Origin of the sequence: Pseudomonas migulae NBRC 103157 (assembly GCF_002091715.1) — a bacterium.
Lineage (GTDB): Bacteria > Pseudomonadota > Gammaproteobacteria > Pseudomonadales > Pseudomonadaceae > Aquipseudomonas > Aquipseudomonas migulae_A.
In genome coordinates this window covers 57744-75700 of sequence record NZ_BDAG01000036.1, presented here as the reverse complement: position 1 = coordinate 75700, position 17957 = coordinate 57744, and the positions used below count along the sequence as shown (strand labels likewise).

The 17957-nt window shown below is 60.1% G+C and carries 15 protein-coding genes and 1 pseudogene; 10 read left to right on the top strand and 6 right to left on the bottom strand.

Annotated elements, in window-relative coordinates; all coding sequences use genetic code 11:
* Window positions 1-55 precede the first annotated feature (55 nt).
* The 3 genes and pseudogenes from PMI01S_RS23600 to rpmE all read right to left on the bottom strand — a co-directional run bounded on the left by PMI01S_RS23600 (window position 56) and on the right by rpmE (window position 2500).
* A complete protein-coding gene (locus PMI01S_RS23600) occupies window positions 56-1324 on the bottom strand; it encodes a malic enzyme-like NAD(P)-binding protein (RefSeq protein ID WP_084322553.1) in 1269 nt (422 codons plus the stop codon).
* Window positions 1325-1506: 182 nt separating this feature from the next.
* Window positions 1507-2240 (bottom strand): annotated as a pseudogene (locus PMI01S_RS23595) (thermonuclease family protein).
* Window positions 2241-2281: 41 nt separating this feature from the next.
* On the bottom strand, window positions 2282-2500 hold the full coding sequence (gene rpmE / locus PMI01S_RS23590) for a 50S ribosomal protein L31 (protein WP_084322552.1): 219 nt from the start codon (window positions 2498-2500) through the stop codon (window positions 2282-2284).
* Window positions 2501-2789: 289 nt separating this feature from the next.
* On the opposite strand from rpmE, the gene PMI01S_RS23585 reads away from it, so the two are divergent.
* The 10 genes from PMI01S_RS23585 (at window position 2790) to PMI01S_RS23540 (ending at window position 15811) form a co-directional block, all read left to right on the top strand.
* A complete protein-coding gene (locus PMI01S_RS23585; RefSeq protein ID WP_084322551.1) occupies window positions 2790-5009 on the top strand; it encodes a primosomal protein N' in 2220 nt (739 codons plus the stop codon).
* A 209-nt stretch (window positions 5010-5218) separates the two neighbouring features.
* Window positions 5219-6955 carry an arginine--tRNA ligase gene (gene argS / locus PMI01S_RS23580; RefSeq protein ID WP_084322550.1) on the top strand — a complete coding sequence of 579 codons (1737 nt, stop codon included), beginning with the start codon at window positions 5219-5221 and terminating at the stop codon, window positions 6953-6955.
* 1 nt (window position 6956) lies between these two features.
* The gene (locus PMI01S_RS23575; protein ID WP_084322549.1) at window positions 6957-7655 is read left to right on the top strand and encodes an SPOR domain-containing protein; all 699 of its coding nucleotides are present in this window, start codon (window positions 6957-6959) and stop codon (window positions 7653-7655) included.
* Window positions 7656-7885: 230 nt separating this feature from the next.
* On the top strand, window positions 7886-8425 hold the full coding sequence (gene hslV / locus PMI01S_RS23570) for an ATP-dependent protease subunit HslV (RefSeq protein WP_008025213.1): 540 nt from the start codon (window positions 7886-7888) through the stop codon (window positions 8423-8425).
* A gap of 53 nt (window positions 8426-8478) precedes the next feature.
* Complete coding sequence (gene hslU / locus PMI01S_RS23565) at window positions 8479-9816, top strand: ATP-dependent protease ATPase subunit HslU (RefSeq protein WP_084322548.1); 1338 nt, start codon at window positions 8479-8481, stop codon at window positions 9814-9816.
* Window positions 9817-9933: 117 nt separating this feature from the next.
* On the top strand, window positions 9934-10311 hold the full coding sequence (locus tag PMI01S_RS23560) for a gamma-butyrobetaine hydroxylase family protein (RefSeq protein ID WP_084322547.1): 378 nt from the start codon (window positions 9934-9936) through the stop codon (window positions 10309-10311).
* A gap of 259 nt (window positions 10312-10570) precedes the next feature.
* Window positions 10571-12250 carry a class II poly(R)-hydroxyalkanoic acid synthase gene (gene phaC, locus PMI01S_RS23555; protein WP_084322546.1) on the top strand — a complete coding sequence of 560 codons (1680 nt, stop codon included), beginning with the start codon at window positions 10571-10573 and terminating at the stop codon, window positions 12248-12250.
* A 134-nt stretch (window positions 12251-12384) separates the two neighbouring features.
* Window positions 12385-13239: a poly(3-hydroxyalkanoate) depolymerase gene (gene phaZ / locus PMI01S_RS23550; protein WP_084322545.1), complete on the top strand. Its 855-nt coding sequence runs from the start codon at window positions 12385-12387 to the stop codon at window positions 13237-13239.
* A gap of 112 nt (window positions 13240-13351) precedes the next feature.
* Window positions 13352-15034, top strand: coding sequence for a class II poly(R)-hydroxyalkanoic acid synthase (gene phaC / locus PMI01S_RS23545; protein WP_084322544.1), 1683 nt, complete (start codon window positions 13352-13354; stop codon window positions 15032-15034).
* Window positions 15035-15190: 156 nt separating this feature from the next.
* Window positions 15191-15811, top strand: coding sequence for a TetR/AcrR family transcriptional regulator (locus tag PMI01S_RS23540; protein ID WP_017336107.1), 621 nt, complete (start codon window positions 15191-15193; stop codon window positions 15809-15811).
* A gap of 199 nt (window positions 15812-16010) precedes the next feature.
* Here PMI01S_RS23540 and PMI01S_RS23535 read toward each other — a convergent pair whose 3' ends face one another.
* The 3 genes from PMI01S_RS23535 to PMI01S_RS23525 form a co-directional block, all read right to left on the bottom strand.
* On the bottom strand, window positions 16011-16886 hold the full coding sequence (locus PMI01S_RS23535) for a phasin family protein (RefSeq protein WP_084322543.1): 876 nt from the start codon (window positions 16884-16886) through the stop codon (window positions 16011-16013).
* 10 nt (window positions 16887-16896) lie between these two features.
* Window positions 16897-17319: a phasin family protein gene (locus PMI01S_RS23530; RefSeq protein ID WP_084322542.1), complete on the bottom strand. Its 423-nt coding sequence runs from the start codon at window positions 17317-17319 to the stop codon at window positions 16897-16899.
* Window positions 17320-17567: 248 nt separating this feature from the next.
* Entirely contained in the window at window positions 17568-17843 is a 276-nt protein-coding gene (locus PMI01S_RS23525) for a polyhydroxyalkanoic acid system family protein (RefSeq protein ID WP_017336104.1), read from the bottom strand.
* Between the last annotated feature and the right edge of the window lie 114 nt (window positions 17844-17957).

Below are 17957 nucleotides of genomic sequence, written 5' to 3'. Positions count from 1 at the left end.
GAGCGTTAGGGTGAAACAGGTGTAAACCTATTTCAGGACTAGACACGACTAAGGCTTAGCCGTTGAACACGTCATCCACGCTTTTCAGCGGGTAGTTCTTCGGATACGGCAGGGTTGCCACACCAGTCTCGATCGCAGCCTTGGCCACGGCATCGGAGATCAGGGTGATCAGACGCTTGTCCATTGGCTTCGGAATGATGTACTCACGACCGAATTCCAGTTTGATGCCGCCGTAGGCGTCGCACACTTCCTGAGGAACCGGCAGCTTGGCCAGTTCACGCAGGGCGTTGGCCGCAGCCACTTTCATTTCTTCGTTGATGCGCTTGGCGCGAACGTCCAGGGCACCACGGAAGATGAACGGGAAGCCCAGTACGTTGTTGACCTGGTTCGGGTAGTCCGAACGACCGGTCGCCATGATCACGTCGTTACGGGTAGCGTGCGCCAGTTCCGGGGAGATTTCCGGATCCGGGTTCGAGCACGCGAACACGATCGGGTTGGCCGCCATGGATTTCAGGCCTTCGGCACTCAGCAGGTTCGGACCGGACAGGCCGACGAACACGTCTGCGCCTTGCAGGGCGTCAGCCAGGGTGCGCTTGTCGGTCGCGTGAGCGAAGACAGCCTTGTACTGGTTCAGGTCGTCACGGCCGGAGTGGATCACGCCAGTACGGTCAACCATGTAGATGTTTTCGATGTTGGCGCCCATGCTCACCAGCAATTTCATGCAGGAGATGGCGGCAGCACCGGCGCCCAGGCAGACGATCTTGGCGTCGGCGAGGGTTTTGCCAGCGATTTCCAGGGCGTTGATCATGCCGGCCGCAGTCACGATCGCGGTGCCGTGCTGGTCATCGTGGAACACTGGAATGTCGCACTGCTCGATCAGAGCGCGCTCGATCTCAAAGCACTCAGGTGCCTTGATGTCTTCCAGGTTGATGCCACCGAAGGTGATGGAGATGCGCTTGACGGTGTCGATGAAGGCTTGCGGGCTTTCGGAATCGACTTCGATGTCGAAAACATCGATGCCGGCGAAGCGCTTGAACAGCACGCCCTTACCTTCCATCACTGGCTTGGAAGCCAATGGGCCGAGGTTACCCAGGCCCAGAATCGCGGTGCCATCGGAAATGACTGCAACCAGGTTGCCTTTGCCGGTGTATTTGTAGGCCAGTTCAGGATCGCGAGCGATTTCGCGTACTGGTTCGGCTACGCCGGGGCTGTAGGCCAGCGACAAGTCGCGGGCGGTAGCGGTGGCCTTGGTGAGCTCGACACTCAGCTTACCTGGACGAGGATGGGCGTGATATTCGAGAGCGGCAGTTTTCAAATCAGACATGGGGGCATTCCGCTTTTACTGTTGGACAGACTGGTCAGCGAGGATACGCGCCTCGCAAAGTCCCCACAAGACTGACCAGTCACCCCTGTCAAGCGCCCGGTCCTACGACTTTGGGCCAAGAGCCACGGAACACAAGGGATAGACTGTTCACAATCGATATAAAAAATGTCTACAATTTTTTATCAGGGCGCCGCTTGCAGCATCGCCGGATCGGTCAACGGCAGGAGCCAGCGCGCCTGTCCCGGTTTCAACCCGCCACGACGAGAACGGTCCACGACCCAGCCACGCGCCTCGATCTGCTTGCCCTTCAGGCGTTCCAACGCCACGACATCGAACTGCCCCAACAAATTGGGTGCAACACGCAATACAAGCGCATCCTGCAATTCGATCCAAAGGCCGCCACGATTGCGTTGAACCTTGCTCACACGCCCGCTGACCACGGCGAAACCGGACGTATTGATCTGCTCCGCTTTCAGTACAGGTGACTGACGCCACACGCCGAGCCCGGCCTGCCGCGCACTGCGTTCCGCCGCTTGCTGACAGGTGACCAGATCGACATTCGGCGCGACCGCCACCTGAAACCCAAGGCCCTCGGCGAGCATCTGCGCTTCGAGGTTGACGCCATCGGCGCCATAGAGATGCGCAAGGGTGCGACCGTAGTGATCCTTGCTCTCTTTACCCGGTAGCGCGCCGCCACGGCGAACGGCTCGTCGGATCTGCCCTGCTTGCCCAGTTCGGGCGTGTTCAAACCGATCATCCGCACACTGCGGCCATCGCTCAGGCGCACGGTGTCGCCATCCACCACCCGCCGCACCGCGACTGGCGTCATGCCATTCGGCACCGGGCAGAAAGCCTGGGCGCCTGAAAGCCAAATCGCGGACATAAAAAAGGCGCCCGCAAGGGACGCCTTTTTCATCAGTCTGGAGAAGCCGGAACGACTTTCCAAAATGATCGGCCTTAGGCCTTTTTCGCGCCGAAAGCACCGAAACGGTCTGCGAAGCGCTGAACGCGGCCGCCAGTGTCCAGAGTCTTCTGCTTACCGGTGTAGAACGGGTGGCACTCGTTGCAAACGTCGATCGGCAGAGCTTTGCCGAAGGTCGAACGAGTTTCGAACTTGTTGCCACAGCTGCAAGTAACAGCAATGACTGGATAATCTGGATGGATATCAGCTTTCATGGTGTCTTCCTCGGGCTGCGTGCCGCCACCCAACACTATTGTTGAATACCGCACGTAATTAGGCCGCGGATTCTACCAGACAATCTCAATCACGCAAGCTGTCGCCAAGACCGACCGTCTGCTAGGCTCCCGACCCAAAGCACACCCCCTGTGGGAGCGGGCTTGCTCGCGAAAGCGGTGTATCAGTCAACATTTACATCGCCTGACACACCGCTTTCGCGAGCAAGCCCGCTCCCACAGGTCATGCGTCCGTTCTTCCGTTTTTGCCCGCCCAAAGAGAATCCCCCGCGTGCCCAACGCCATCCTGCGCCTAGCCCTGCCTTCGCCCCTGCGCCGCCTGTTCGACTACCGAGCTCCGGCCGGGGTCTTGCGCGCCCAGTTGCACCCGGGCATGCGCCTGCGGGTGCCGTTCGGCCGGCGGGAAATGATAGGGATTCTGGTGGAGATTACCGATACCAGTGACGTGCCGGCAGAGAAGCTCAAGCCAGCCCTGGCGCTGCTCGACGCAACGCCGCCCTTGCCGCCGGCCCTGTTCAAGCTCTGCCTGTGGACCTCTCAGTATTATCAGCACAGCCTCGGCGACACCTTGAGTTGGGCGCTGCCTGTGTTGTTACGCCAGGGCGAACTGGCTGAAGCGCGCCAGGAACGCTTCTGGTCTGCCGCGCCCGGCGCCAGCCTCGATGACCCGCGCATTGCCCGCGCCCCGCGTCAGCGCGAGGCGCTGGCGACCCTGGCCCAGCATCCCCACGGCGTCGCTCATCAATTGCTGAGCAAACTGATGCTGAGCAAGGACAGTCTCGACCTGCTGCTGGCCAAGGACCTGGTGCAAGTGGAAATCCGCAAGCATGCCCCCGGCGCCCGTCACGAGCATTGGCTGGCGCAACCGGAATTGCCGCTCAACCCTGAGCAACGCGCCGCCTATGAAGCGATTCGCGCCGGGTTCGACAGTTATCACGCGTTCCTGCTGGCCGGTGTCACCGGGAGCGGCAAGACTGAAGTCTATTTGCAGTTGATCCGCGAAACCCTTGAAGCCGGCAAGCAGGCGCTGGTGCTGATCCCGGAGATCAACCTCGGCCCGCAAACCCTGGCGCGCTTCGAGCAGCGCTTCAATGCGCGCATTGCGCTGATCCACTCGGCGGTCAACGATCGCGAGCGCCTCGAAGCCTGGCTCGCCGCCCGTGACGGCGACGCCGACATTATTATCGGCACCCGTTCCGCGCTGTTCACACCGATGAAAAACCCTGGCCTGATCATCATCGACGAAGAGCACGATGGCTCCTATAAACAGCAGGAAGGCCTGCGCTATCACGCCCGCGACCTGGCATTGGTGCGCGCACGACAGGAAAACATCCCGATCGTGCTCGGTTCCGCCACGCCTTCGCTCGAAAGCCTGCACAACGCCTACACCGGTCGGTATGGTCTCCTGCGCCTGAACGAGCGCGCCGGTGGCGCCAAGCAGCCGCGATTCCTTCGTCTGGATGTGAAAAGTCGCCCGCTCGACAGCGGCATTTCCGGGCCAATGCAGCAAGCCATCGGTCAGACTCTGGCCGCCGGCCAGCAAGTGCTGGTGTTCCTCAACCGCCGAGGATTTGCCCCCACCCTGCTTTGTCATGACTGTGGCTGGATGTCCGAATGCCAGCGTTGCGATGCGCGAATGACCGTGCACCAGCGCTCCGGCGAACTGCGCTGCCACCATTGTGGCTACGTCGAGCGCGTGCCCCGGCATTGTCCGAAATGCGGCAAGGTCGACTTGCGGCCCGTCGGCGCTGGCACCGAACGAGCCGAAGAACGTCTGGCCATTCTGTTTCCGGATGTTCCGGTGCTGCGGGTCGACCGCGACAGCACATCGCGCAAAGACGCGATGAATCAGTTGTTCGCGACCATTCAGAAGGGTCAGCCGTGCATCCTGGTGGGCACGCAGATGCTTGCCAAAGGGCATCACTTTCCACGGGTAACGCTGGTGTCGATTCTCGACGCCGACGGTGGGTTGTTCTCCGGCGACTTCCGCGCCAGCGAGCGCATGGCGCAGTTGATCGTCCAGGTGGCCGGGCGTGCGGGACGGGCTGAAGAGCCGGGCAAGGTGATTATCCAGACGCATCTGGCGGACCATCCGCTGCTGGTGCAGCTGACCGAACAAGGCTATTTCGCCTTTGCCGAACAGGCGTTGAGCGAGCGGCGCTCTGCCGGTTTGCCGCCGTTTGCACATCTGGCGCTGTTGCGGGCCGAAGCGCACAAACCGGGGCAGGCCGAAGGTTTTCTCGATGAGGCGTGCAGCGAGGCGGAACGTTTGCTGGCAGAACAGAATCTGACCGGGATCGAATTGCTCGGGCCGGTGCCGGCACCGATGGAACGCCGAGCCGGGCGTTATCGGGCGCAATTGTTGTTGCAAGCGACTGCCCGGGCGCCGCTGCATCGGTTACTGGCCAGTTGGTTGCTGGTGCTGGAGCAGATGCCGAGCGGGCGGGCGGTGCGTTGGTCGCTGGATGTTGACCCGGTGGATTTGTATTAAAGATCAAAAGATCGCAGCCTTCGGCAGCTCCTACAGGGGAACGCGCTCTACGCAGGAGCTGCCGAAGGCTGCGATCTTTGCCGCTTTTGTCACCACATATCCACAACCTGCCCGCTATAGTTGGCAAGCCCGCCTTCGCAACGGATAATGCCCAGTTTTTCCACCAGCGCATCGAAGCGCCGCCGCGCTTGCGGTCGAAAGAGAAGACCATGAAAGACACCATTCGCCAGCTGATCCAACAAGCCATCACCCAACTCGTCAACGAAGGTGTGTTGCCTGAAGGCCTGTCGCCGGCGATCCAGGTGGAAAACTCCCGCGACAAGAAGAACGGCGACTTCGCCAGCAACATCGCCATGATGCTGGCCAAGCCGGCCGGCATGAAGCCGCGTGACCTGGCCGAGAAAATCATCGCCGCACTGCCGGCCGACGAGAACGTCACCAAGACCGAAATCGCCGGCCCCGGCTTCCTGAACTTCTTCCAGAACACCCAGGCCCTGGCCTCGCGCCTTGACGCCGCACTGGCGGACGAACACATCGGCGTGCGCAAGGCGGGTCCGGTGCAGCGCACCGTGGTTGACCTGTCCGCCCCCAACCTCGCCAAAGAGATGCACGTCGGCCACTTGCGCTCGACCATCATCGGCGACGGCGTGGCCCGCGTGCTGGAGTTCCTCGGTGACGAAGTGATCCGTCAGAACCACGTCGGCGACTGGGGCACCCAGTTCGGCATGCTGATGGCCTATCTGCAAGAAAACCCGATTACCAGCGACGAGCTGTCGGACCTGGAAAACTTCTACCGCGCCGCCAAGCAACGCTTCGATGAATCCGAAGAGTTCGCCGACCGCGCCCGTGGCCTGGTGGTCAAGCTGCAAGCCGGCGACCCGGACTGCCTGGCGCTGTGGACCAAGTTCAAGGACATCTCGCTGTCCCACTGCCAGAAAATCTACGAACTGCTGAACGTCAAACTGACCATGGCCGACGTGATGGGCGAAAGCGCCTACAACGACGACCTGATCAATGTGGTCAACGACCTCAAGGCTGCCGGCATGCTGGTCGAGAGCAATGGCGCGCAGTGCGTGTTCCTCGACGAGTTCAAAAATGCTGATGGCGACCCGCTGCCGGTGATCATCGTCAAGGCTGATGGCGGCTACCTCTACGCCACCACCGACCTGGCAGCCGTGCGTTATCGCAGCGGCAAGCTCAAGGCGGATCGCGCGCTGTACTTTGTCGACCAGCGCCAGGCCCTGCACTTCCAGCAAGTGTTCGCCGTTGCTCGCAAAGCCGGCTTCGTGACGCACCCGATGGAAATGGAACACATGGGCTTCGGCACCATGAACGGCGCCGATGGCCGTCCGTTCAAGACCCGTGACGGCGGCACCGTGAAACTGATCGACTTGCTGACCGAAGCCCAGGAACGCGCCTACACCCTGGTGAAGGACAAGAACCCGGAGCTGGCCGAGGCCGAACTGCGCAACATCGCCAAAGTCGTGGGCATTGGCGCGGTGAAATACGCCGACCTGTCCAAGCACCGCACCAGCGATTACAGCTTCAACTTCGACCTGATGCTGAACTTCGAAGGCAACACCGCGCCGTACCTGCTGTACGCCTACACTCGCGTGGCCGGTGTGTTCCGCAAGCTCGGCAAAGACTTCAGCGAAGTCGAAGGGCAGATCGTCCTTGAGGCTGCGCATGAACATGAGCTGGCGGCAAAACTCGCGCAGTTCGGTGAAATACTGAACAACGTGTCCGAGAAAGGCACCCCGCACATCCTCTGCACCTACCTGTACGACGTTGCCGGCCTGTTCTCCAGTTTCTACGAGAACTGCCCGATCCTCAGTGCTGAAACCCCGGCGCAAATGCAAAGCCGTCTGCGCCTTGCCGCGCTGACCGGCCGCACTCTCAAGCAAGGCCTGGAACTCTTGGGTCTGGAAACTCTGGAGCGTATGTAAGTTGGCTGCCAAGAAAAAACCTGCACCCAAGCGTGGCGCCAGCCGTTACCAAGCTCCTGCAAAGCAACCGATCCCGGGCTGGCTGTGGATGGCCATCGGCCTGACGGTCGGCGCGTTCATTGTGTTCCTGATGAAACTGGAGCCGGGCAAGGGCAGCGAGAGCGTCAAGCGCGAAAAGATCGAGCAGCAGAAAGCCACCAAGATCGCCGAGGCCAACAAGACCCCGCCGAGCCCGACGCAACCGGTGAAGCCGAAGTACGACTTCTACACCCTACTGCCGGAATCGGAAGTGATCGTTCCGCCGGATGCCGTGCCGGAAAAAACCCCGCCGACGCCGGCTGTACCGACTACGCCGGTAACGCCAGCGGAAGCGGCGAAGATCGACACCGCACGCGCCCAGGCAGCATTGGCCGGCATCACCCCGCCGCCGCCACCGCCCGTGGCCAAGGCAGCGCCGGTGACCAAGTTCTTCCTGCAGGCCGGCTCATTCCGCAAGGAAGCCGATGCGGACAAGGTGCGTGCGCAGATCATCCTGCTCGGGCAGGCGGTGGCGGTTGAATCCGGCACGGTGAAGGACGAGACCTGGTATCGGGTGCTGGTCGGGCCGTTCAGCAACCGTGAACAACTGACCACAGCGCAGAAACAATTGTCCGGCGCGGGCTTCAGCAACCTGTTGTTACAACAACGCCAGAACCGCTGATGCCGTCAGCCGCACCGCGTTATCGTTCATCGCCAGCAAGCCGGCTCCTACAGGACCTATGCGAATCCCTGTAGGAGCCGGCTTGCTGGCGATGGCGTCAGAACAAACAACACACCCCTCCCGCCAAAACACCGCTCGTCCCCTCTCCAACCCCGCAGTTGAAAAACGCCCCACCACCCCCATATGAGTTGGCATAAGGCATTTTCGCCCCGCTGCGTGGAGACTCTCCCTTGACCACCATCGTTTCAGTTCGCCGCCACGGCAAAGTCGTCATGGGCGGCGACGGCCAGGTTTCTCTCGGCAATACCGTGATGAAAGGCAACGCGAAGAAAGTTCGCCGCCTGTACCACGGCGAAGTCCTCGCTGGATTTGCCGGCGCCACGGCTGACGCCTTTACTCTTTTCGAACGTTTCGAGGGTCAACTGGAGAAACACCAGGGCCATCTCGTTCGCGCCGCCGTCGAACTCGCCAAAGAATGGCGCACCGACCGCACCCTCAGCCGCCTCGAAGCCATGCTCGCGGTCGCCAACAAAGACGCGTCCCTGATCATCACTGGCAACGGCGACGTTGTTGAACCTGAACAAGGCCTGATTGCCATGGGTTCCGGTGGCGCCTACGCCCAGGCGGCCGCCAGTGCGCTGCTGAAGAAAACCGACCTGTCAGCCCGGGAAATCGTCGAAACCGCCCTGGGCATTGCCGGCGACATCTGTGTATTCACCAACCACACCCAGACCATTGAGGAGCAGGACTGCGCCAAAGGCGACGAGTAAGTCTGTTACGGCTCCTGCCACGACTCTTCTTGTTTAAGGTCCGTCAAAATATTATGTCCATGACTCCCCGTGAAATCGTCCACGAACTCAATCGCCACATCATTGGCCAGGACGATGCCAAGCGCGCCGTCGCCATCGCGTTGCGTAACCGCTGGCGCCGGATGCAGCTGCCGGAAGAGCTGCGCGTTGAAGTCACGCCAAAGAACATCCTGATGATCGGCCCGACCGGTGTCGGTAAAACCGAGATCGCCCGTCGCCTGGCCAAACTGGCCAATGCGCCGTTCATCAAAGTCGAAGCGACCAAGTTCACCGAAGTCGGCTACGTCGGTCGCGACGTCGAGTCGATCATTCGTGACCTGGCTGACGCCGCCATCAAACTGCTGCGCGAACAGGAAATGACCAAGGTTCGCCACCGTGCCGAAGACGCCGCCGAAGAGCGCATCCTCGACGCCCTGCTGCCACCGGCGCGCATGGGTTTCAACAACGATGACACCCCGTCGGCCGACTCCAACACCCGCCAGCTGTTCCGCAAGCGCCTGCGCGAAGGTCAGCTGGATGACAAGGAGATCGAAATCGAAGTCGCCGAAGTGGCCGGCGTCGATATCTCCGCGCCACCGGGCATGGAAGAAATGACCAACCAGTTGCAGAGCCTGTTCGCCAACATGGGCAAGGGCAAACGCAAGAGCCGCAAGCTCAAGGTCAAGGAAGCGCTGAAACTGGTCCGCGACGAAGAAGCCAGCCGCCTGGTCAACGATGAAGAGCTGAAGGCCAAGGCACTGGAAGCGGTCGAGCAACACGGCATTGTGTTCATCGACGAAATCGACAAGGTGGCCAAGCGCGGTAACTCCGGCGGCGTCGACGTGTCCCGTGAAGGCGTACAGCGCGACCTGCTGCCGCTGATCGAAGGCTGCACCGTCAACACCAAACTGGGCATGGTCAAGACCGACCACATCCTGTTCATTGCTTCCGGTGCGTTTCACTTGAGCAAGCCGAGCGACCTGGTGCCTGAGTTGCAAGGTCGTCTGCCGATCCGTGTCGAGCTGAAGGCGCTGACGCCTGAAGACTTCGAACGCATTCTCAGCGAGCCGCACGCGTCGCTCACCGAGCAATATTGCGCACTGCTGAAAACCGAAGGCCTGGCCATCGAGTTCCAGCCGGACGGCATCAAGCGCATCGCCGAGATCGCCTGGCAGGTCAACGAGAAGACCGAGAACATCGGTGCCCGTCGCCTGCACACCTTGCTTGAGCGACTGCTCGAAGAGGTGTCGTTCAGCGCAGGTGACCTGGCCAGCGCCCACGACGGCAAGGTCATCCTGATCGACGCCGACTACGTCAACAGCCACCTGGGCGAATTGGCGCAGAACGAAGACCTGTCCCGTTATATCCTGTAGGTATGCCACCTCCTGCAGGAGCCGGCTTACTGGCGATGGCGTACTTGAAATCGCCATCGCCAGCAAGCCGGCTCCGACAGAGGTTCAGACCTTGCGCTTAAGTACGGACTTCAGGTCATGACCCAACTTCCTACCGACATCAAACTGCACAAAGCCTCGAAAACCCTGTCGCTGAAATACGCGTCCGGCGAGGAACATCACCTGCCCGCCGAGTTCCTGCGCGTGCACTCTCCTTCCGCCGAGGTCCAGGGCCACGGCAAACCTATCCTGCAATTTGGCAAGATCGGCGTAGGCCTGACCAAAGTAGAACCGGCCGGTCAGTACGCACTGAAATTGACCTTCGACGATGGCCACGACAGCGGCCTGTTCACCTGGGATTACTTGTATCAACTGGGCGTGCGTCAGGAGGATCTCTGGAACGATTATCTTGCCGAACTGAAAGCGGCCGGAAAGACCCGCGACCCGAACGAGTCTGTCGTCAAGCTGATGCTCTAGCCCAGGCCTCTTGCGCTTTAGAGGGCATTTTCTAATTTCATCTGTTTGAATGCTTGGCCGCGAGGCCAGTCATTGGCCTGCTTGCGAAAAAAATTAAACTCGGGTAACCAATGGAGCTGGCAAGTTCCCTGCAGTGCTCTCTGCGAACAAAAAGCAGCGATGCAGAATTAACGGTCACCCGAGCAGTAGTACCTGGCATTGGCTGTGTACTTACACAGCTGGACCCTGGTACTCGTCTCAGGACAATGGAGCGTCGTAGATGAGTAACAAGAATAACGATGACTTGAAGTATCAGGCCTCGGAAAACACTTTGGGGCTGAATCCTGTCGTTGGGCTGCGTGGAAAGGATCTACTGGCTTCTGCTCGAATGGTGCTCAGGCAGGCCATCAGGCAACCGGTGCATAGCGCCAGGCATGTCGCTCATTTCGGCCTTGAACTCAAGAACGTGCTGTTTGGCAAATCCGAGCTGCAACCGACCAGCGATGACCGTCGCTTCCACGATCCGGCCTGGAGCCAGAACCCGCTCTACAAACGTTATCTGCAAACTTACCTGGCGTGGCGCAAGGAACTCCACGACTGGATCGACGACAGCAACCTCGGGCCCAAGGATGTGGCGCGCGGACACTTCGTGATCAACCTCATGACCGAAGCCATGGCCCCGACCAACAGTGCGGCCAACCCGGCGGCGGTCAAACGCTTCTTCGAAACCGGTGGCAAGAGCCTGCTCGACGGCCTCTCGCACCTGGCCAAGGATCTGGTGCACAACGGCGGTATGCCGAGCCAAGTCAACATGGGCGCGTTCGAAGTCGGCAAGAGCCTGGGCGTGACCGAAGGCGCGGTGGTGTTTCGCAACGATGTGCTGGAGCTGATCCAGTACCGGCCGACCACCGAGCAGGTGCACGAGCGCCCATTGCTGGTAGTGCCACCGCAGATCAACAAGTTCTATGTGTTCGACCTGAGCCCGGACAAAAGCCTGGCGCGTTTCTGCCTGCGCAATCACGTGCAGACCTTCATCGTCAGCTGGCGCAACCCGACCAAGGAGCAGCGCGAGTGGGGCCTTTCGACCTACATCGAAGCCCTCAAGGAAGCGGTCGACGTGGTCACCGCGATCACCGGCAGCAAAGACGTGAACATGCTCGGCGCCTGCTCCGGCGGCATCACCTGCACCGCCCTGCTGGGCCACTACGCGGCGATCGGCGAGAAGAAGGTCAACGCCCTCACCTTGCTGGTGAGCGTGCTGGACACCACGCTGGACAGCGACGTGGCCCTGTTCGTCGACGAGCAGACCCTCGAAGCCGCCAAGCGCCATTCCTATCAGGCCGGCGTGCTGGAAGGCCGAGACATGGCGAAGGTGTTCGCCTGGATGCGCCCCAATGACCTGATCTGGAACTACTGGGTCAACAACTACCTGCTCGGCAACGAGCCGCCGGTGTTCGACATCCTGTTCTGGAACAACGACACCACACGATTGCCCGCCGCGTTCCACGGCGACCTGATCGAGATGTTCAAAAACAATCCGCTGATCCGCCCGAATGCACTGGAAGTGTGCGGCACGCCGATCGACCTGAAGCAGGTCACTGCCGACATCTACTCCCTGGCCGGCACCAACGACCACATCACGCCGTGGAAGTCCTGCTACAAGTCGGCGCAATTGTTTGGCGGCAAAGTCGAGTTCGTGCTGTCCAGCAGCGGGCACATCCAGAGCATCCTGAACCCGCCGGGCAATCCGAAATCGCGTTACATGACCAGCGCTGAAATGCCGGTAAAAGCCGAGGACTGGCAAGAAAATTCGACCAAACACACCGACTCCTGGTGGCTGCACTGGCAGGCCTGGCAAGCGGATCGTTCGGGCGAACTGAAAAAAGCTCCGACAAAACTGGGCAACAAGGCTTATCCCGCCGGCGAAGCAGCACCAGGCACTTACGTACACGAACGCTAAATGTCCCCCGACCCGTAGGAGCCGGCTTGCTGGCGATCGCATCACCGCGGTTTCACGGTTTCACCGCAGTGATGCGATCGCCAGCAAACCGGTTCCTACAGAATGGGGGCCGATCCACTTACAGGGCTTGAAGCATGCCGCAACCGTTCATTTTTCGTACCGTCGACCTGGATGGCCAGACCCTCCGCACGGCGGTACGCCCCGGCAAGCCTCACTTGACGCCCTTGCTGATTTTCAATGGCATCGGCGCCAACCTGGAGCTGGTGTTTCCGTTCGTCGCGGCGCTGGACCCGGACCTCGAAGTCATCGCTTTCGATGTCCCGGGTGTTGGCGGTTCGTCGACGCCGAACCGGCCCTATCGTTTTCCGGGCCTGGCCAAACTCACGGCGCGGATGCTCGACTACCTCGATTACGGGAAAGTCAACGTGATCGGTGTGTCGTGGGGGGGCGCCCTCGCCCAGCAGTTTGCTTACGACTATCCCGAGCGCTGCAAGAAACTGGTGCTGGCAGCGACGGCGGCGGGTGCGGTGATGGTGCCGGGCAAGCCGAAAGTGCTGTGGATGATGGCCAGCCCGCGGCGCTACATCCAGCCCTCCCACGTGATTCGCATTGCGCCGATGATCTACGGCGGCTCGTTCCGTCGCGATCCGACACTCGCCGCCAGCCATGCTGCAAAAGTGCGTTCGGCGGGCAAGCTCGGTTACTACTGGCAGCTGTTCGCCGGCCTCGGCTGGACCAGCATTCACTGGCTGCACAAGATCCATCAGCCGACGCTGGTGCTGGCGGGTGACGACGATCCGCTGATCCCGTTGATCAACATGCGCGTGCTGGCCTGGCGGATTCCCAATGCCCAGCTGCACATCATCGATGACGGTCATCTGTTCCTGATCACCCGCGCCGAGGCCGTGGCGCCGATCATCATGAAATTCCTCGAGGAAGAACGGCAGCGCGCGGTGATGCATCCACACCCGGCACCATTGGGCGGTTAGCCGGCTCATCGTCGGTCGGCAGGACGCCGCACCGCGCAACAACCCGTTACAGCGTCTATGGTGTTCTGGTTAAGTGTTTGTATTCGGCTTGAAGACGAAGGAGTGTTGAGTCATGCGCGATAAACCAGCGAGGGAATCTTTACCTACTCCCGCCGCGTTCATCAACGCACAGAGTGCGATTACCGGCCTGCGGGGTCGGGATCTGATATCGACCCTGCGCAGTGTCGCCGCCCATGGTTTGCGCAACCCGGTGCACAGCGCCCGCCATGCATTGAAGCTGGGCGGTCAATTGGGGCGGGTGTTGCTGGGCGAAACCTTGCACCCGACCAACCCGCAGGACAGTCGTTTTGCCGACCCGGCCTGGAGCCTCAACCCGTTCTATCGCCGCAGCCTGCAGGCGTACCTGAGTTGGCAGAAGCAGGTCAAAAGCTGGATCGACGAAAGCAACATGAATCCGGACGATCGCGCCCGCGCCCACTTCGCGTTCGCCTTGCTCAACGACGCGGTGTCACCGTCCAACACCCTGCTCAATCCGCTGGCGATCAAGGAGATTTTCAACTCCGGCGGCAACAGCCTGGTGCGCGGCATCAGTCATCTGGTCGATGATTTCCTGCACAACGACGGCCTGCCCAGGCAAGTCACCAAACAGGCATTCGAGGTCGGCAAAACGGTCGCCACCACCACCGGCTCCGTGGTGTTTCGCAATGAGCTGCTGGAGCTGATCCAGTACAAGCCGATGAGCGAGAAGCAGTATTCAAAGCCGCTGCTGGTGGTGCCGCCACAGATCAACAAGTACTACATTTTCGACCTGAGCCCGAGTAACAGCTTCGTTCAGTTCGCCCTGAAAAACGGCCTGCAGACCTTCATGATCAGTTGGCGCAACCCGGATGTGCGCCATCGCGAGTGGGGCCTGTCGACCTACGTCGAAGCCGTGGAAGAAGCGATGAACGTGTGCCGGGCGATCACCGGCGCCCGCGAAGTCAACCTGATGGGCGCCTGCGCCGGCGGACTGACCATCGCCGCGCTGCAAGGTCATTTGCAAGCCAAGCGGCAACTGCGTCGGGTATCCAGCGCGACCTATCTGGTGAGCCTGCTCGACAGCCAGATGGAGAGCCCCGCGACTCTTTTCGCCGACGAGCAAACCCTGGAAGCAGCCAAGCGTCGGTCCTATCAGAAGGGTGTGCTGGACGGTCGCGACATGGCCAAGGTCTTTGCCTGGATGCGCCCCAACGATTTGATCTGGAGCTACTTCGTCAACAACTACCTGTTGGGCAAGGAGCCGCCGGCGTTCGACATTCTCTACTGGAACAACGACAACACGCGTCTGCCGGCAGCCTTTCACGGCGACCTGCTGGACTTCTTCAAGCACAACCCGCTGAGTCATCCGGGCGGTCTTGAAGTGTGCGGCACGCCGATCGATTTGCAGAAAGTCACCGTCGACAGCTTCAGCGTGGCCGGCATCAACGACCACATCACCCCGTGGGATGCGGTGTATCGCTCGACGCTGCTGCTGGGTGGCGAGCGGCGCTTCGTGCTGTCCAACAGCGGGCATGTGCAGAGCATCCTCAACCCGCCTTCCAACCCGAAAGCCAATTTCATCGAAAGCACGAAACTGAGCGGCGATCCCCGGGCCTGGTATTACGACGCCAAGCAAGTCGACGGCAGTTGGTGGACGCAATGGCTGGGCTGGATTCAGGAACGCTCGGGCGCGCAGAAAGAAACCCACATGGCGCTCGGCAACCAGAACTATCCACCGATGGAGGCGGCACCCGGTACTTACGTGCGCGTGCGCTGACACTCAATACACCACGACGGGTGCTCACCCTGCAGGAGCCGGCTTGCTGGCGATCGCATCACCGCGGCATCACGAGCCACCGCGGTGGTGCTATCGCCAGCAAGCCGGCTCCTACGGGTTTGAACCTGGTTGTGGCATGACCATTAAGAAGACTGGATGAAAACCCGCGACCGGATCCTCGAATGTGCCCTGCAGTTGTTTAACCAGAAGGGCGAACCGAACGTCTCCACCATGGAAGTTGCCAACGAAATGGGCATCAGCCCGGGCAACCTCTACTACCACTTCCACGGCAAGGAACCGCTGATTCTCGGGTTGTTCGAGCGTTTCCAGGCGGAGCTTGCGCCGCTGCTCGATCCGCCGTCCGACGTGGAACTGGCCCCTGAAGACTATTGGCTGTTTCTGCATTTGATCGTCGAGCGCCTGGCTCATTACCGGTTTCTGTTCCAGGACCTGTCGAACCTCGCCGGTCGATTGCCGAAACTGGCCAAAGGGATACGCAACCTGCTCAATGCACTGAAGCGCACGCTGGCTTCATTGCTGGCGCGGCTGAAGGCTCAAGGGCTGCTGGTCAGCGACACGCAGGCGTTGGGGCAACTGGTGGAGCAGATCACCATGACGCTGCTGTTCTCGCTGGACTATCAGCGGATTCTGGATCGTGAGGGTGAGGTGAGGCTGGTGGTGTATCAGATCATGATGCTGGTGGCGCCGCATCTACTGCCGCCGATCAAGGTCGCGACCGAACAACTGGCACTCCAATACCTCGAAGAACATGAATAACTGAATTTCGGTTGTACACAAAACAAATGTGGGAGCGGGCTTGCTCGCGAATGCGGCGTGTCAGACGACATCAATGCTGAATGACACACCGCTTTCGCGAGCAAGCCCGCTCCCACATTGGATCTGCGGTGTTCATGGAAACGTGCATAAACAAAAACGCCCGACCTTTGCAGGCCGGGCGTTTTTTTGAGCCCTGAAATCAGGACTGACTGGTTGGCGTCGATGGAGTTGGCGCGGCAGTCGGGGTTGCAGCAGGGGTCGGCGCGGTAGCAGAGTTCGATGTGCTGACCGGAGTCGACGGGGTTGCCGGTTTGGCGGCAGCCACTGCTGGTTTTGGTGCAGCGGCTTTCGGCGCTGCCGGTTTTTTCACTGCCGGCTTCTTCGCTGCGGCAGGTTTTGCCGCGGGCTTGGCTGCCGGTTTGGCGGCTGCGGCTTTCGCCGCCGGTTTGGCAGCTGGCTTGGCGGCTGGTTTTGCTGCTGCTTTGGCGGCGACCGGTTTGGCCGCTGCCTTGGCTGCTGCAGGTTTGGCTGCGGCAGTTTTGGCTGCGGCAGTTTTGGCCGCTGGTTTGGCAGCCGGTTTAGCGGCCGCTTTTGCCAGTGGCTTGGCGGCCGTTTTAGCAGCCGGTTTGGCCGCTGCGGTTTTCGCCGCAACAGGCGCAACCTTGGCACCGGTGAGTCTTTCGATTTGCTTGGTCAGGGTATCGACCTTGCTGTGCAGCGCTTTCACTTCGTTACGGCTTGGTACACCCAGGCGCGAAATGGCGCTGTTCAGGCGCTTGTCGAAAGCGCCTTCCAGCTCATCCCACTTGCCCAGCGCACGATCTTTCACGCCACTGATGCGCGACTTGGCCGAGGAAGCGGAATCCTTGACGTCATCGACTTTTTTGCCGACAGCGTTCTTGGTGAGCTTCTCGGCTTTCTCGCCGTCTTTGACCAATGCATCGAAGAGCTTGCTGCCGTCAGTGTCGATCTTCGAGTACACGCCTAAACCAGCCAGCCAGATTTTGCGGGAGTAGTCTTCGACTTTCCCAATCCACGAGCTGCCTTCTTTTTCGGTGTTCTTTTTACCAGCCATCCCGTTCTCCTTAAGATTTACGCGCGACGCGTTCGAGCAATGCCGTCAGCTCATCGAGCTTAGCAGAGAGTGTCTCAACGTCATGTTTAGACGGAATGCCGATACGATTCAAGGCACTTGCAACACGCGAGTCAAAAGCCTTCTCGACCTTGTCGAGTTGAAGTTCGACCTTGCCTTTGAATGTGCTCACTTCACTCTTGGCTTCATCGATCTCGGCGTTAGCGGCTTCAAGTTTCTCGGCAACTACTTTTTTGCCTTTTTTTTCAACGGTTTGACCCGCCTTCACCAACTCTTGAAAGTACTCGCTGCCCTCTTGGCCGACCTTGGTGTAGGCCCCCAGGCCTGCCAGCCAGATCTTGCGGGCATAGGATTTGACGTCGCTCAGAGCGGTTGTCGAAGCGTCGATTTTTTTCTTCAAAATAACTTTGGCCATGGTGCACCTCACGCGCAGAAGGTTTGAGGAACTGCCCGCGAAAGTGTCGGGCTCATGCACAAAGTAGGGAGAAAAATTAGAAACGGCACCCTAACAACTGACATAAACCTTTGGATTCACCACAAACAAATGTGGGAGCGGGCTTGCTCGCGAAAGCGTCATGCCAGTCGACATCTCAGTCAACTGACAGGCTGCATTCGCGAGCAAGCCCGCTCCCACATGATCGTATTCCAAGGGAACAATCGGATTTACGCGAGGGCTTTATCGAGCGCCTTTTCGATTTCCGATTTGATCATGCCGCTCATGGCCGACATCATCAGGCCCAACTCCACATCGACGCGGATCGAATCTTCGCTGACATGCACCGCACCTTTCACACCCGAGCGCTTGAGGTTCAAGGTGTCGCCAGACCACTGCGGCTCCAGGCCATATTGATCGGACAGCTTCTGCGCCAATTGGTCGGCCTTCTCTCGGGCCGCTTCCTTGCCCAGGCCGTGGGCACGTTCAACACTAATACGGGCCATCGAATGACTCCTGCTTTATGGATACTTTCCTGAAGCATCTTGACCGCTGCTGCGGCAAAACGTCCTGGCGGTTACCTATCTTACCTTCAGCCTTGCCAAGACAAAGCAAGCCAC